This window comes from Brevundimonas sp. Leaf280, from assembly GCF_001422455.1.
Taxonomy (GTDB): Bacteria; Pseudomonadota; Alphaproteobacteria; order Caulobacterales; family Caulobacteraceae; genus Brevundimonas.
The window spans coordinates 412,740-427,473 of the sequence record NZ_LMNC01000001.1; the positions used below are offsets into that span (position 1 = coordinate 412,740).

Sequence of the window (14,734 nt, forward strand, 5' to 3'; positions counted from 1 at the left end):
ACAGCGCGGCCGTTCGATTTCACTGGGGGATCATTCATGACCGTTCCGGACGCCGGAAAACGCCAGGGCGCAGGCCTGGCCTTCGCCTATGTCACCACGCTGTTCTTCGCCTGGGGCTTTGCGACCTCGCTGATCGACCCGCTGATCGCGGCGGTTAAGCGGGTGTTCGACCTGAACAACGCCGAGGCCTTCCTGACCACCTTCGCCTGGTTCATCGCCTATGGGCTGATGTCGCTGCCGGCGGCCTCGGTGCTCAGCAAACTGGGCTACAGCCGCTCGATCATCGGCGCCCTGATCGTCATGGTCGCGGGTTGTCTGATCGTGCCGGCCGCGACCGCCGCCGACTGGTATCCCGGCGTCCTGATCGCGCTGTTCGTCATCGCCTCGGGCGTGACCCTGCTGCAGGTCGCGGCCAACCCGCTGGTCGCCGAGCTGGGCAGCCCCAAGGGCGCCTCCAGCCGTCTGAACCTGTCGCAGGCCTTCAACTCGCTGGGCACGACCGTCGGCCCCTGGCTGGGCTCGCACGTCCTGCTGACGGGGGGCGTCTTCGCCGCTGGCGCTGTGGTCACCGCTGCAACCCGCACCCAGTCGCTGCGCAGCATCGACATGGCCTTCCTGGGCATGGGGGCCTTCTTCGCCTTGATCGCCGTCTTCATCTTCACGGCGCGCAAGAAGATCAATGCGGCGGCGCCTGAATCGCACAATGCGGTTTCGCCGCTGAAGGCCCTGTCGTCGCCGTGGGCTGTGTTCGGCGCCCTGGCCATCTTCCTCTACGTCGGTTCCGAAGTCGCCATCGGCGGCATGCTGACCAACTTCCTGGAAAGCCCCGACATCCTGAACGCTCCCATCGAGACGGCGGGCAAGATGGTGGCCCTGTACTGGGGCGGCGCCATGGTCGGCCGCTTCATCGGTTCGGCTGTCCTGACCAAGGTGCGCCCCGGCCTCGTCCTGGCCTGCTGCACCGTCGCGGCGGCGGTGCTGTGCCTGACCGTCAGCCAGATCGGCGGGCCGACGGCGGCCTACGCAGTCCTGTCGATCGGCCTGTTCAACTCGATCATGTTCCCCACCATCTTCACCTTGACGCTGGAGCGCTCGACCGCTCCGACTTCGGCGACGTCGGGCCTGCTGGTGTTCGGCATCATCGGCGGCGCCCTGCTGCCCCAAGTCGCGGCGCATATCGCCGATGCGGCCGGCAAGCTTCAGCCCGCCTTCATCGTGCCGATGCTGGGCTACGTCGGCCTGACCATCTTCGCCATCGGCTGCATCCGCACTAAGGCGCGGACCGAAGTGACCTCGACCGCCTCGCACTGAGCCGGTCGTCAGACAAGATAAAGGGCGCGGAGGTCAGCCTCCGCGCCTTTTTTCATTTCGGCGATGGGGTCAGCCGTCGATCAGCGACTGAAGAATGGGCGCCAGGCGGTCGCGCATCTCCTCGCATTGGGCGGGTTCGATGTTGAAGCTGCCGCCGCCCAGTTCGCGACTGACTGACATGCCCATGATGAAACCGGCCAGGAGACGCGCGCGGACCGTGGCGTCCGGCCCGCTCAGCCATTCCTCCAGCGGGCCGAAGAACCGCTGGGTGCAGGTGTTCTGAACCATCTCCGACGCCTTGGCCGAGCCGATGGAGCGCAGCATGATCGACATGCCCTTCAGCTTTTCGGCCTTCTTGGGTTCAAAGACGATCTCGTGCGCCACGCGCCGGCCGAAGTCGGCCTTTTCGCCCTGCATCAGGGCGCTGCCATCGCCGCAGCTATCCAGCGCGGCCAGGAACAGATCGTCCTTGGAGCCGAAGTAGCGGCTGATCAGGGCCGCATCGACGCCGACATCGCGGGCGATGTCGCGCATGCCCACGTCGTCATAGCTCTCGGCCGCGAATCTCTCGCGCGCAGCATCGAGAATGGCCGTGCGCGTGGCGGCGGCGTTTCTCGGGCGTGGGCCGGGACATAACAAGGTGATGACACTCCACAGACAATAACCGTAGATCACATATGGCTTTGTCAACGCCTGTTGACAAGCGCCACGGCTCCGACCATTAAGTCACCACGCGTTGACAAGGCCGACTCCCCATCGGCCTCTGTCCGCACGACAGGGATTTACCTCCGACAGGGAGATGCGCAGATGCGCGGGCTGAAGATTGCGGCGGTATCCGTCATGGTGACGGGTGCGCTTTATGGTTGTTCCCCAAAGGCAGAGGCGCCCGCGCAAGGCGCGCCGCCCGTGACGGTGGCTGTGCCGCTGAAGCAGCAGGTGCGGGACTGGGACGAGTTCACCGGACGCTTCGAAGCGGTTGAGAGCGTGGACGTGCGCGCCCGCGTCGGCGGCTATATCCAGGCCGTCCACTTCCGCGACGGCCAGATGGTCCAGCGCGGCCAGTTGCTGTTCACCCTGGATCCGCGCCCGGCCCAGGCCGCCCTGGCGCAGGCTCAGGCCCAGGTGGCCCAGGCCCAGTCGCAACTGTCGCTGGCCCGCGCCAACCTGACCCGTAGCGAGGCCCTGCTGGCCTCGCAGGCGGTGTCCAAGGCCGAGTATGATTCCAACAAGGCGGCCGTTGATGCGGCCCAGGCCAATCTGGCGGCCGGCAACGCCGCCGTCCGCAATGCGCGTCTGAACCTGGAATACACTCGCGTCACCGCGCCGACCTCGGGTCGCGTGTCCGACCGTCGCGTCGATCCGGGCAATGTCATCGCCGGCGGTTCGTCGGCCGGCGACATCCTGACCACCATCATCTCGGGCGGCCCGATCCACTTCGTCTTCGACGGCTCGGAAGCGGTCCTGCTGAAATACCTGCGTCAGGGCGGCGCCAATCAGGGCGCAGTCGTCAATGTGCGCCTGCAGGACGAAAGCACCTACAAGCATACCGGCCGTCTGGACTTCTCGGACAACGCTGTGGACACCGCCTCGGGCGTGATTCGTCTGCGCGCGATCCTGCCCAACGCCGACGGCTTCCTGCGTCCCGGCATGTTCGGCAGCGCCCAGGTCGCGGGCGCCGGAGCTTATGATGCTCTGCTGGTCCCGGATTCGGCCATCGGCACCGATCAGGCCCGCCGCACCGTCGCCGTGGTCAACGCCGACGGCACCGTGACGAACAAGGCCGTTCAGCTCGGCCCGATCGTGCAGGGCTTGCGCGTCGTCCGTTCGGGCCTGGCCCCGACCGATCGCGTCATCATCGCGGGTCTGCAACGCGCCGCCCAGCCGGGCTCCAAGGTCACGCCCCAAAACGGCAAGATCGAACCCGTCGCCGGCGATGCGTCCCAGGCGCCCGTCACCCAGGCGGCGCCCGCGTCCAGCGCCTCCTTCGCCAACAGCCTGCCGGCCGGCTAAGCCATGAACATCTCCCGTTTCTTCATCGACCGGCCGATTTTCGCGGCCGTGATCGCGGTGGTGATCTCCATCATCGGCATCGCCGCCTATCCGTTGCTGCCGCTGTCGCAGTACCCGGAAATCGCGCCGCCGACGATCACCATCAACGCCGCCTATCCCGGCGCCTCGGCCGAGACCCTGGCCGAAACCGTCGCCGCTCCCATCGAGCAGGAGGTGAACGGCGTCGAGAATATGCTCTACATCTCCTCCTCGTCCACATCGGACGGGGCGGTGGCCATCACGGTGACCTTCCAGCCCGGCACGGATTTGGATTCCGCTCAGGTGCTGGTCCAGAACCGGGTGGCGCTGGCCGAGCCCCGTCTTCCCGAGGCGGTTCGCCAGACGGGCGTCGTGGTCAACAAGGCCGAGAGCGGCTTCCTGATGATCTTGGGGCTGACGTCGCCCGACGGAACCCTGGATAACGACTATGTCGGCAACTACGCCAACTCCACGCTGCGAGACCGTCTGCTGCGGATCGAGGGCGTGGGCGCGGTTCAGGTGTTCGGCGGCGGCAACTATTCGATGCGCGTCTGGATCGACCCGGCCAAGGCGGCCGAGCGCGGTCTGACGGGTCCCGAGATCGTTTCCGCCTTGCGCGCCCAGAACGTTCAGGCCGCCGCCGGCTCCATCGGCCAGCCGCCGTTCCCCAACAGCGCGGCCGCCTTCCAACTGCCGGTCCAGGTTCAGGGTCGTCTCAGCGATCCCAATGAGTTCGCCAACGTCGTGCTGAAGACGGACGCCCAGGGCCGTGTCACCTATCTGCGCGACGTGGCGCGGATCGAACTGGGCGCCCAGGACTACGGCATCCGCGGCTTCTTCGACGGCCAGCGCGGCGTCGGCATCGCCATCGTTCAACAGCCGGGCGCCAACGCCCTAGGCACCGCCGACCGCGTTCTTAAAGAGGTCGAGGCCCTGAAGTCCGAAGTGCCCGCCGGCATGAAGGTGGATGTGCCCTACAACCCGACCGAATTCGTCGCCGCCTCGGTGGAGTCGGTTCAGCACACCCTGGTCGAAGCCGTCATCCTGGTCATCATCGTGGTCATGGTCTTCCTGCAGACCTGGCGCGCGGCCATCATCCCCATCGTCGCCATTCCCGTCGCCCTGGTCGGCACCTTCGCGGTGCAGCTGGCGCTGGGCTATTCGATCAACTCCCTGTCCCTGTTCGCCCTGGTCCTTGCGGTCGGCATCGTCGTCGATGACGCCATCGTCGTGGTCGAGAACGTGGAGCGGGCCATCAGCGAGGGCCTTACGCCGAAGGAGGCCGCCTATCGATCGATGCAGGAGGTTTCCGGCGCCCTGATCGCCATCGGCCTGGTGCTGGTGTCGGTGTTCGTGCCGACGATGTTCGTGCCCGGCATTCCAGGCATCTTCTATCGCCAGTTCGCGGTCGTCATCGCCTCGGCCTCGGTCATCTCGCTGTTCGTGTCCCTGACCCTGTCGCCGGCCATGGCCGCCCTGCTGCTGAAGCCGCACAAGAAGGATCACGAGCACGCTCGCAAGCCGGGCGTCCTGGGCACGGTCGTCTATTATGGCGGCTGGGCCGGGCGGAAGTTCAACGAGGGCTTCGACTGGCTATCGGATCGCTACGGCCGCCTGACGGCGCGTCTGGTGCGCACGGTCGGTCTGGTGCTGATCATCTACGCCGGTCTTCTGGGCCTCACCGCCTGGCGTCTGGTGGACACCCCTTCGGGCTTTATCCCTGAACAGGATCAGGGCTTCCTGATCGGCGTCATCCAACTGCCGGCCGGCGCATCTCTGGACCGCACGCAGGCGGTGATGGAACGCGCCACCAAGATCATCCAAGGCACCGCCGGGGTGAACGGCACCGTGGCCTTCGCCGGTCTGGACGGCTCCAGCTTCTCGTTCGGCTCCAACGCCGCCACCATCTTCGTGCGCCTGAACGGCTTCGAGGAACGCTCCAAGGAAGAGGCCGCCACGGCCCTGGCCGGCGCCATCACCCAGGCGACCGGACAGATCGAGGACGCTCAGATCTTCGTCATCGCCCCGCCGGCGGTCCAGGGTCTTGGCACCGGCAACGGCTTCTCGATGATGATCCAGGACCGCGAAGGCGCCGGCTATCGTCCGCTGGAAGGCGCGACCTTCGCCATGATGGGCGCCGCCGCGCAGAAGCCGACCGAGGTCAGTCAGGTTTTCTCGACCTACAACACGGCCTCGCCGCGCATCACCGCCGACGTCGACCGTGACAAGGCGCTGATGCTGGGCGTCCAACCCAGCGCGGTGTTCGACACACTGGGCGTCTACCTGGGCTCGTCCTACGTCAACGACTTCAACATGCTGGGCCGCACCTTCCGGGTGACGGCGCAGGCGGAGCCAACGGCGCGCGACGACATCGCCGACATCGCCAATCTGAAGACCAAGTCGTCCACGGGCGCCATGGTGCCGATCGGATCGGTGGCCAATCTGGTGAACGATTCCGGCCCGGCGCGGATCGTGCGCTACAACCTGTTCCCGGCGGCCGAACTTCAGGGCAACGCCGCAGCAGGGGTCTCTTCCGGCGAGGCGCTGCAGGTCATGGAAACCATGGCCGCCCAGACCCTGCCGCAGGGCTTCTCCTACGAATGGACGGGTCTGGCCTATCAGCAGAAGGCGGCGGGTTCCGGCGCGACGGTCATCTTCCTGATGGCGGTGGTGTTCGTCTTCCTGGTGCTGGCGGCTCAGTACGAAGCGTTCACGCTTCCGCTGGCGGTCATCCTGATCGTGCCGATGTGTCTGCTGGCGGCCATCATCGGGGTGAACCTGCGTGGCCTGGACAACAACATCCTGGTCCAGATCGGGCTTGTCGTTCTGATCGCCCTGGCGGCCAAGAACGCCATCCTGATCGTCGAGTTCGCCAAACAGGCCGAGGAAGAGCAAGGCATGAACCGGTTCGAGGCTGCGGTCGCCGCCGCCAAGACCCGTCTGCGTCCGATCCTGATGACCTCCTTCGCCTTCATCCTCGGCGTCGTGCCGCTAATGCTGGCCTCGGGGCCGGGCGCAGAGATGCGTCAGTCCCTGGGCACGTCCGTTTTCTCGGGCATGCTGGGCGTGACCTTCTTCGGCCTGATCTTCACCCCGGTCTTCTATGTGGTCAGCCGCTGGCTGTCCTCGAAACTGCCGCAAGGCAAAAAGCCCAAGCCGACCTCGACCCCCGATCGTGTCGAGCGTTATGACGAAACCAGCGACCTGACCGATCCGAACGCGCCTGCGCCCGCGACCGGCCGGGGAGGGGACATCTGATGACCCGCAACAAGACCCTCAGCTTCCTGACCGCCGCAGCCTCCAGCGCTCTGCTGGCCGCCTGCGCGGTCGGGCCCAAGGCGCCGGTCGCCGACCTGCCCGTCGCCGGCACAGGCGCCTTCGTCGGCTCGGCCAGCCCCACTGTCTCGAACGCTGCGGCGCGCGACGACTGGTGGCGGCTGTACGAAGACCCCACGCTGGACGCCCTGATCCAGCAGGCCTTCGCCGAAAATAACCAGCTCGAAGCCGCCTTCGCCAATCTGCGCGCGGTTCGGGCGTCGCTGTCGGAGGCCCGCGTGGGCCGTTTCCCGACCACGACGACCAGCGCCCAAGCCCAGCGCAGCCGCGCCTCGGCCGCCACGGTCCAGGGCCTGCCCGCAGGGCAAGATGCGCCCGAAATCGACACCTATGACGTCGGCATTCAGGCGGCCTATGAGGTCGATCTGTTCGGACGGGTGGAATCCACCATCCGCGCCGCCCGCGCCGACGCCCGCGCCGCCGAGGCCGCCTTGGCCACGGTCCAGGTGACGGTCGCGGCCGAGACGACCCGCGCCTACGCCGACACCTGCTCGGCCAATGCGCAGATCGCGGTCGCCGAACGGACGCTGGAGCTGCAACGCAACACCGCCAACCTGACCCAGACCCTGCTCGACGGCGGGGCGGGCACGGGGCTGGACGTGGCCAGCGCTCGGGCGGCCCTGGCCCAGACGGCGGCGACCCTGCCGACCCTGCGTGCGGCCCGTAACGAGGCCCTGTTCCGCCTGGCCACCCTGACCGGCCGCACCCCGGCCGAGGCCAGCCAGGCCGCCGCCGCCTGCGTGCGTCCGCCCCAGCTCAGCCAGCCCATCCCGGTCGGCGATGGTGCGGCGCTTCTGGCCCGCCGTCCCGATGTGCGCCAGGCCGAGGCCGAGCTGGCCGCCGCCGCCGCGCGCGTGAACGTGGCGACCGCAAACCTGTTTCCGCAGATCAGCCTGGGCGGATCGTTCGGCTCCACCGCGCTGGACTCGGATAAACTGGGCGACGACCAGAACTTCCGCTTCAGCTTCGGTCCGCTGATCAGCTGGTCCTTCCCCAACGTCTTCGCCGCTCGCGCTCAGATCAAGGCGGCCGACGCCCGTTCGGATGCGGCGCTGGCGACCTTCGACCAGACCGTGCTGACGGCGCTTCAGGAAACCGAGACGGCGCTCAGCAACTACGCCAACGAACTGGACCGTCGTGCGGCCCTGACCGAGGCGAGAGACCAGGCGGCCCGCGCCGCCGACCTGTCGCGCCTGCGCTTCAACGCCGGCGCCGACAGCTTCCTGTTGGTGCTCGACGCCGAACGCACCCAAGCGGCGGCGGACGCCGCTCTGGCCCAGTCTGACGCCTTGGTCACGACCTATCAGATCGCCCTGTTCCGCGCCTTGGCCGGCGGCTGGCAAGCCGACAGCTGATCGTGTCGCGATGCTGAAACAAGAGGGCCGGGCGATGCATCGCCCGGCCCTTTTTCGTTCGTCCACAGTTTGGCGACTGCCTGCCTGTTCTTCATTTGTTCCATTTATGCTCTAACCGTCTGCGACGGTCGGCGGCGTGATGGAGGATCAGATGAACGACGGAATCCTGGCCCATATGATGGCCGAACTGGATGCGGAGCTGGCGCGGGCGGAGCCGTCCTTGCCCGCCCATCCCGAACATACGCGCCAGACCGAGATCATGCGCGCTTTGGCCTTGGGGCTGGGGAATTTCGAGCGGATGCGGGCGCACGACGTGCATCTGCTCGCCGCCAGCCTGTCGCAGCGATCAGCCTGATCCGGCGTCAGGGCTTGCGCTTGAAGGTGTCGCCGATCTCAGCAGCGTGCGGGCCGTCCGGTCCCGCGCTCTGGCGCTCGGCCTGACCGACCGCCTTGGTCGCCTTGTCGGAGGTCAGGGCGTCCGGCTTGCCGGCCGGATCGGCGCCGTTCTCTTCACGACCCTTGGTCTGTTCGCGGTCCATGGCGCTCTCCCTTGCTGGGAGAGGTAGCGCGATCGGGAGCTGCGCGTTCCGTCAGCCGGCCGTATTGACCTTCGCCACCACCGACATGCCCGGCGCCAGACGCTCGGCGGCGGGCTGGTTCGGGTCGATGCGGATGCGGACCGGGATGCGCTGGGCCACCTTGGTGAAGTTGCCGGTGGCGTTGTCGGGACGGATGACGCTGAACTCCGATCCGGCGGCGGGGGCGATCCTTTCGATATGGCCGCGCAGGGTCTGGCCGCCCAGGGCGTCGACGGTGATCTCGACCGGCTGGCCGACGCGAATGTTCTTCATCTGCGTCTCCTTCATATTGGCCGTAACCCAGACCACGTCCGGCACCAGACCCATCAGCTGGGTTCCCGCCGTCACATACTGGCCCTGACGCACGCCGATCTCGCCCAGACGGCCGGCGCGGGGGGCGACAATGCGGGTGTTGGCCAAGTCGATCTGGGCCAGGCGCACGGCGGCCTGGGCGTTCTCGACGGCGGCGGCCAGGCTGTCGCGGCCGACGACGGCGGAGGTGACGCCGGTCTGGGCGATGCCCTCGGCGGCGCGGGCCTGGGCGACCTGGGCCTGGGCGCTGCGCAGGGCGGCTTCGGCGACGTCCACATTGGCCTGGGCGACCCAGCCGCCGGCCTTCAGGGTGCGGGCGCGGTTGGCGTCGGCCTGGGCCCGAGTCAGCGTGGCTTCGGCTGCGGCGATGGATGCGCGCTGCTGGGCCACCGATCCGCGAGCCGACGCCTGGGTCTGGGCCGAGTTGGACAGGGCCGCCTCGGCCGAATGCAGGCTGGCCTCGGCCTGCTCCAGCCGCTGGCGATAGATGCGGTCATCCACCTGGGCCAACAACTGCCCCTGTTGGACGGTCTGGAAGTCCTGGACCGGCACGGCCGTGACATAGCCGTTCACCTGCGGGCTGATGATCGTCACTTGGCCGCGCACATAGGCGTTGTCCGTACGCTGGATCGCGCCTCGGAAGGGCGGCAACTGCCAGGCGTACAGCACCATCAGAACGCCCAGCAGGGCGACCCCGGCGGCGATGACGGTCCACATGACGTTCTTCTTCGGCGCAGGCGCAGCAGCGGGGGGCGCTTGCGGGGCGGCAGGGGCGGAAGAGGCGGGGGCGGGCGGGGCGGCGTCGGTCATTGTGGGTCTCGGTTCAGTCGGCGGCGGCGACGGCTGCAGTCTGGACCGCAGCGTCTGCATTGTTGTTCTTGGCGTCGCGGCGCGCCTTCCAGCGCGGCCGCAGGTGGGTGACGGTCACCCAGGCGGAGCCCAGGGCCGCGATCACGGCGATGACCAGAAAGACGTCGTTGTAGGCCAGCACATTGGCCTGTTGCGTCACCTGTCGGCCCAGCAGGACGGCGCCTTCGGCATTCGCCAGTGCGGGGTCCGTTATCGTCGAGGCATAGGCGCCCGACAGCTGACGCAGCCGCAAGGCGACCTGCGGGTCCAGCGCCGAAATCCCGGCCGCCAGCTGGTTGGAATGGTATTTCTCGCGGATGATCTGAAGCGTCCCGGTCAGCGCCGAACCCGCCAGACCGCCGACGTTCTGAAGCACGCTGAACATGACGATGAAGCTGATCAGGTTCTGCTTGCCCTGGGTCAGCACCTTGACGATGCCGATCATCAGGGCCGGGCCGATGAACATGGCCGAGGCGAAAGCGATCAGGGCCTGGCTGAAATACAGCTGCGCCGGGCGCGTCAGCACGGTCGAATGGCTGTCGATCCAGGCGCCGACCGCGATCAGCGCCAAGGCGATGGCGATCGGCTTGTTCAGCTTCTCCATATTCAGAGTGAAGGCGCTGACCAGGGTGCCGGCGATCATCGACAGCAGGATGACGACGAACAGGCCGTGAAGCTGATCCGGCCCCAGGCCGACGACGGTCAGGAAGCCCACCGCGCCGGATGTCTGTTCCGACAGCACGATGCGGATCAGCAGGATCGCCCCGAACAGGCGCAGCAGGTCGGGCCCGGTCAGCCAACGAGTGTTGATCAGCGGGTTCTTGCGATTGTGCTCGACCAGGAAGGCGGCGGTCAGCAGGATGACGGAGCCGATCAGAGCCCAGCCGATCCAGGCGGCTTGCGTCCACCAGACGATGCGCCCCAGACCCAGGGCCGCGCACAGCAGGGCCACGCCTGGCGCAAACAGGGCGAAGGTCAGGAAGTCCAGCCGGTCGAAGACCCGCAGCCGCTCGGACGGCGGCAGCTTGACCACCTGCACCGCGCCCCAGGCGACCAGGCACAGGCCCAGCTCGAACATGTAGAAGGCGCGCCAGTCGCCCAGCTGGAGCAGGCCGGGCATGACCAGGCGCGAAATCGGCACGGCGAAACTGGCCAGGCCGATGCCGATGATCAGACCTTTGAGCCTATGCGCCGCCGGGAAGGCCTGGATGATATAAAGAAAGCCGAGGCTGGAAAGGCCCGCGCCCGCCATGCCGGCGATGGCCCGCACCAGCAGGGTCGATTGATAGTTGTCGACGAACAGGTGGGCGGCGCAGACCAGCACGAAGGCGCCCAGGAAGATCTGCGTGAACAGGCGCAGGCCGTACTGCATTCGGAACTTGACGAGGATCAGGTTCATGCAGGCGTTGGTCATGACGAAGACGACCGGCAGCCACGCGGCCTCGGTGATCGTGATCCCCAGCGAACCTTGCAGGTTCTGGATGTTGGCGGTGACGGCGGCGTTGCCCAGCGATCCGACCATGGCGACCAGCAGACCGGTCAGGGCGTACTGTATCCGCATCGGCCAAGAGTGATCGGGCGTGGCGGGCGAGCCGGGCATCATCGGCCGCTCATGCGGCTTCAGCGTCTCGACATACTGTTCCCAGGGCAGATGCCAGTTGTTGCGGGCCATCAGCGCGGCCCCCCGCGAGGTCTCAGCCCGTCGAGCACAAGCGCGCGGGTGCGCAACGACACGGCCTGGCGCTCGGCTTCGTCCGCGCCCTGAAAACCGGCGCCCAGCAGTGTGGCGATCAGACGGATGTCCATCGGCCGCAGATCCTCCCTCACCAGGCCGGCGGCCTGGGCCCGCTTCAGCGGTGCGGCGCCCGCCTCCATCAAGCTCTGCCGCAAGGGGGTAAGCGCATCCGGCGAGCGCACGTTCCGCACGACGCCGGCCAGTCCCGCATTGCGCACCATGTCCTCGGCCAGCCGGTCCAGAAACCAGAAGAAGGCCTGCGGATCATCGCCCTGATCGGCGGTGCGCCGACCCAGGTCCGCGACGTCGGCCTCCAGCACCGCCAGGGCCAGTTCCGTGCGGTCTGAGAAGTGCCGATACAGGGTGCCGCGCCCAACCCCGGCCCGTTCGGCGATCAGATCCAGGGGCGCATCCAACCCTTGGCTGGCGAAGACCGCGCGCGCGGCCTCCAGCACCGCCGCCCTGTTCAGAGCGGCGTCCTTGCGGACAGGTTTTTCGGCAGGGCGCGTCATGGTGAGGCGCGTAAATGGACACGACTGTCCGTTTTGCAAGGGGGCGCTAGAGCGCTTTTTCCAGCACCACGAATTCCAGCTCAGGCCGGGGCGGATCGACGGGGAAGGGGCGGGTCTCGCCGGTGGGGGCATAACCGCGTCGTTCGTACCAGGCGATCAGTTCGGTCCGGCGGTGGATGACGGTCATCTCCATGCGACGCGCGCCTAAACGCGCGACCGCTTCGTTTTCGGCGGCCGCGAGCAGACGACGGCCGAGGCCGGTCGCCTGCAAGGTCGGCTCGACCGTCAGCATGCCGAGATAGGCCAGGTCGTCGCCGGCGCGGGCGACCTGGACGCAGCCGATCAGCGCGCCGTCGCGATGGGCCAGCAGGATGACCCGGTCGGGATCGGCGATCAGAGCCGACAGCTCCGTCGCGCTGGTGCGATCATCGAACAGCAGGTCCGCCTCGTGCGTCCAGCCGGCCTTGGCGGTGTCGCCGCGATAGGCGCGCTCGATCAGAGGATGCAGCGCGGCGACGTCGTAGGGCGTCGCCACGCTGACGGCGATCTGCGTCACCGGCTGACGCCCAGCTCCGTCAGCAGATGATCCATCCCATAAACGTCGCGCAGGGCCACGGTGACGGCCTGGGTTGTGACGATCACGCTGCGGTTGGTGTTGCGGTCATAGCCATAGGCGTTGCGCTGGGTCAGGACGGTGGAGTCGAAATTGGCCCCGATGATCTCGCCCCGGGCATTTACCGCGGGCGAGCCGGACGAACCGCCGATGGTGTCGGTCGAGACGGCCATGTCCATCACCGCGTTCGGATCGATCCGGTCCTTGGCGGCCATCAGCTTGGGCGCGACCTTGAACGGTTCGGCGCCGGTGGCGCGGTCCCACAGGCCGGCGAAGGTGGTGAAGGCGCCGAAGCGCTGACCTGGCACGTCGGAGCCTTCGACCTTGCCATAGGTCAGGCGAAGGGTACCGGTGGCGTCGGGATAGACGGCGTCGCCATAGGCGGCGAAGCGGGCGGCCGCCAGTTGTTCCGACGCGCGGTCGGTCGGGGCCTTGACCTTGTTCTCCCATTCGGTGCGGACGGCGCGGGCGTCGGCGTCGATCGACAATACGTACTGGATCATCGGGTCGTCCGACGCCTGAACCGCCGCCAGGCCGCCGGTCCACAGGGCGCGACGCACGGCCGGGTCCGCCAGTTTCGTGCCGGCGACGACGCGGGCCGACAGGTCCTCGGGGCTTTCCTTACCCAGCAGGGTGCGCACATAGGGGCTGTCCACCGTCAGCCATTCGCGCGTCTTGGACAGCCACCATTCCAGCCGGATCTGCTCCAGCTCGGGATAGGTCGGCCGCTCGGCGAACAGGCCGGATTCGACGCCCGGCAGGCGGCTGTCGGCGAACTCGGCCAGACGCTGGTCCGACGGCTTGGCCCGCTCCTGCGCGCCGCGCACGATGGCCTTGGCCCACTGGAACAGCTGCGATCCGCCGGCGACCGAGGTGGTGCCCAGGCCCGTGCCGCCTTCCAGCAGGGCGGTCGGGGCATAGAGTTCGCGCGCGATGGGCTGGACTGCTTCCAGCGCACCCCACGGATCTGGACCATTTCCGTTGGCGGCGGCGTAGCGCTGCATGAAGTCGACCTCGGCCGCCGCTTTGGCCTGGATGAACTGGGCGTCGGTCAGGGCGCGCATCCGGCCCAGGCCGCGCTTGTAGGTGTTCTCCACGCCCACGATCGGGTCCATGGCGATAAAGGCCTCGTCCTCGCCCTCTTCGGAATAGCGGATCAGACGGCCGCGCAGCTCCGACGCGATCAACTGATCCAGCGGCAGAACCACATCGCGGATGGTCGCCAGCTGGTCCATCGTCAGCAGGCGCTGGGTCGCGCCGGGATTGCCAGTGATGAAGACGGCCTCGCCCTCGGTCGGCTTGTCGGCGTTCCAGACGAAGTGGATCGGCGTCTCGACCGGCTTGCCGTCCTCGTACAGGCGAATGAAGGCGGCATCGATGGCGAAGCGCGGGAACGAGAAGTTGTCCAGATCGCCGCCGAAGGTCGCGGCGCGGTCTTCCGGCGCCCAGGCCAGGCGCACATCACTGTATTTGCGGTATTTGTAGAGTTTGAACTGGCCGCCCCGGTACAGGCTGACGACCTGGCAGCGGATCTTGGGATCGTTTCCGCAGGCTTCGGTTTCGATCCGCCCGGCCTCGGCCTCGCGCGCCTGGGTGAAGGCCTGGCCCTCAAGTCCTTCGCCGGCCTTGTGCATCCGCTCGGTGACGTCGGAGATGTCGGTCAGGATTTCGGCCGTGGCGCCGGGGCATTTGCGTTCTTCCTCGCGCGTTTTGGGCGTAAAGCCCGTCTCACCATACTGCTGCTGCGGCGTGGACAGGTTGGCGACGCAGGTGGCGACACAGTGGTTGTTGGTCATGACCAGACCCTGGCCTGACACCACGCCCGCCGAACAGCCGCCGAACTTCACCGACGACAGCCGCACCCGATCCAGGAACGCCTGATCGATATTGGTCCCCAACGTCTGGTTGGCGCGGGCGATGGGGAAGTTGTCGTAGGTCCACATGCCTTCCTCGGCGCTGGCCGATGTGGCGGCGGCGAAAGCGAGAATGGCGGCGGAGACGAGGAGAAGAGGGCGCATGTGCAGTTTCCTTTAAGTCTCCTCCCCGCGTGGCGGGGAGGTGGCGCGGCGCTTCTTCAGCGTCGTGACGGAGGGGTTCTTGGGCAC

Annotated in this window: 12 protein-coding genes; 5 read left to right on the forward strand and 7 right to left on the reverse strand. The window is 67.5% G+C overall.

Annotation, left to right across the window (positions count from 1 at the left end):
- The first annotated feature begins 36 nt into the window (after positions 1 to 36).
- Complete coding sequence (locus ASF31_RS02010) at positions 37 to 1,311, forward strand: sugar MFS transporter (RefSeq protein ID WP_055753076.1); 1,275 nt, start codon at positions 37 to 39, stop codon at positions 1,309 to 1,311.
- 69 nt (positions 1,312 to 1,380) lie between these two features.
- Here the strand turns inward: ASF31_RS02010 and ASF31_RS02015 are convergent, their stop codons facing one another.
- The gene (locus tag ASF31_RS02015; RefSeq protein WP_240893620.1) at positions 1,381 to 1,986 is read right to left on the reverse strand and encodes a TetR/AcrR family transcriptional regulator; all 606 of its coding nucleotides are present in this window, start codon (positions 1,984 to 1,986) and stop codon (positions 1,381 to 1,383) included.
- 132 nt (positions 1,987 to 2,118) lie between these two features.
- On the opposite strand from ASF31_RS02015, the gene ASF31_RS02020 reads away from it, so the two are divergent.
- From ASF31_RS02020 to ASF31_RS02035, 4 genes are all read left to right on the forward strand, one after another.
- Positions 2,119 to 3,321, forward strand: a complete 1,203-nt coding sequence (locus ASF31_RS02020; protein ID WP_055753077.1) for an efflux RND transporter periplasmic adaptor subunit — start codon at positions 2,119 to 2,121, stop codon at positions 3,319 to 3,321.
- Positions 3,322 to 3,324: 3 nt separating this feature from the next.
- Complete coding sequence (locus ASF31_RS02025) at positions 3,325 to 6,597, forward strand: efflux RND transporter permease subunit (protein WP_055753078.1); 3,273 nt, start codon at positions 3,325 to 3,327, stop codon at positions 6,595 to 6,597.
- The gene (locus ASF31_RS02030) at positions 6,597 to 8,030 is read left to right on the forward strand and encodes an efflux transporter outer membrane subunit (protein ID WP_055753079.1); all 1,434 of its coding nucleotides are present in this window, start codon (positions 6,597 to 6,599) and stop codon (positions 8,028 to 8,030) included. The genes ASF31_RS02025 and ASF31_RS02030 overlap by 1 nt, the downstream gene beginning before the upstream one ends.
- 151 nt (positions 8,031 to 8,181) lie before the next feature.
- Positions 8,182 to 8,385 carry a hypothetical protein gene (locus tag ASF31_RS02035; RefSeq protein WP_235551219.1) on the forward strand — a complete coding sequence of 68 codons (204 nt, stop codon included), beginning with the start codon at positions 8,182 to 8,184 and terminating at the stop codon, positions 8,383 to 8,385.
- Between the two features lie 7 nt (positions 8,386 to 8,392).
- Here the strand turns inward: ASF31_RS02035 and ASF31_RS14585 are convergent, their stop codons facing one another.
- From ASF31_RS14585 to ASF31_RS02060, 6 genes are read right to left on the reverse strand one after another with little or no spacing between them, the layout of a single operon-like run.
- Positions 8,393 to 8,569, reverse strand: coding sequence for a hypothetical protein (locus ASF31_RS14585; protein ID WP_200918527.1), 177 nt, complete (start codon positions 8,567 to 8,569; stop codon positions 8,393 to 8,395).
- Between the two features lie 51 nt (positions 8,570 to 8,620).
- Entirely contained in the window at positions 8,621 to 9,730 is a 1,110-nt protein-coding gene (locus ASF31_RS02040) for an HlyD family secretion protein (RefSeq protein WP_082464966.1), read from the reverse strand.
- Between the two features lie 13 nt (positions 9,731 to 9,743).
- A complete protein-coding gene (locus ASF31_RS02045; protein WP_055753082.1) occupies positions 9,744 to 11,441 on the reverse strand; it encodes an MFS transporter in 1,698 nt (565 codons plus the stop codon).
- Positions 11,441 to 12,016, reverse strand: coding sequence for a TetR/AcrR family transcriptional regulator (locus ASF31_RS02050; protein ID WP_055753083.1), 576 nt, complete (start codon positions 12,014 to 12,016; stop codon positions 11,441 to 11,443). Before ASF31_RS02050 ends, ASF31_RS02045 begins: the two co-directional genes overlap by 1 nt.
- 46 nt (positions 12,017 to 12,062) lie before the next feature.
- Complete coding sequence (locus ASF31_RS02055; RefSeq protein ID WP_055753084.1) at positions 12,063 to 12,572, reverse strand: GNAT family N-acetyltransferase; 510 nt, start codon at positions 12,570 to 12,572, stop codon at positions 12,063 to 12,065.
- Positions 12,569 to 14,647, reverse strand: coding sequence for a S46 family peptidase (locus ASF31_RS02060; RefSeq protein ID WP_055753085.1), 2,079 nt, complete (start codon positions 14,645 to 14,647; stop codon positions 12,569 to 12,571). Before ASF31_RS02060 ends, ASF31_RS02055 begins: the two co-directional genes overlap by 4 nt.
- Between the last annotated feature and the right edge of the window lie 87 nt (positions 14,648 to 14,734).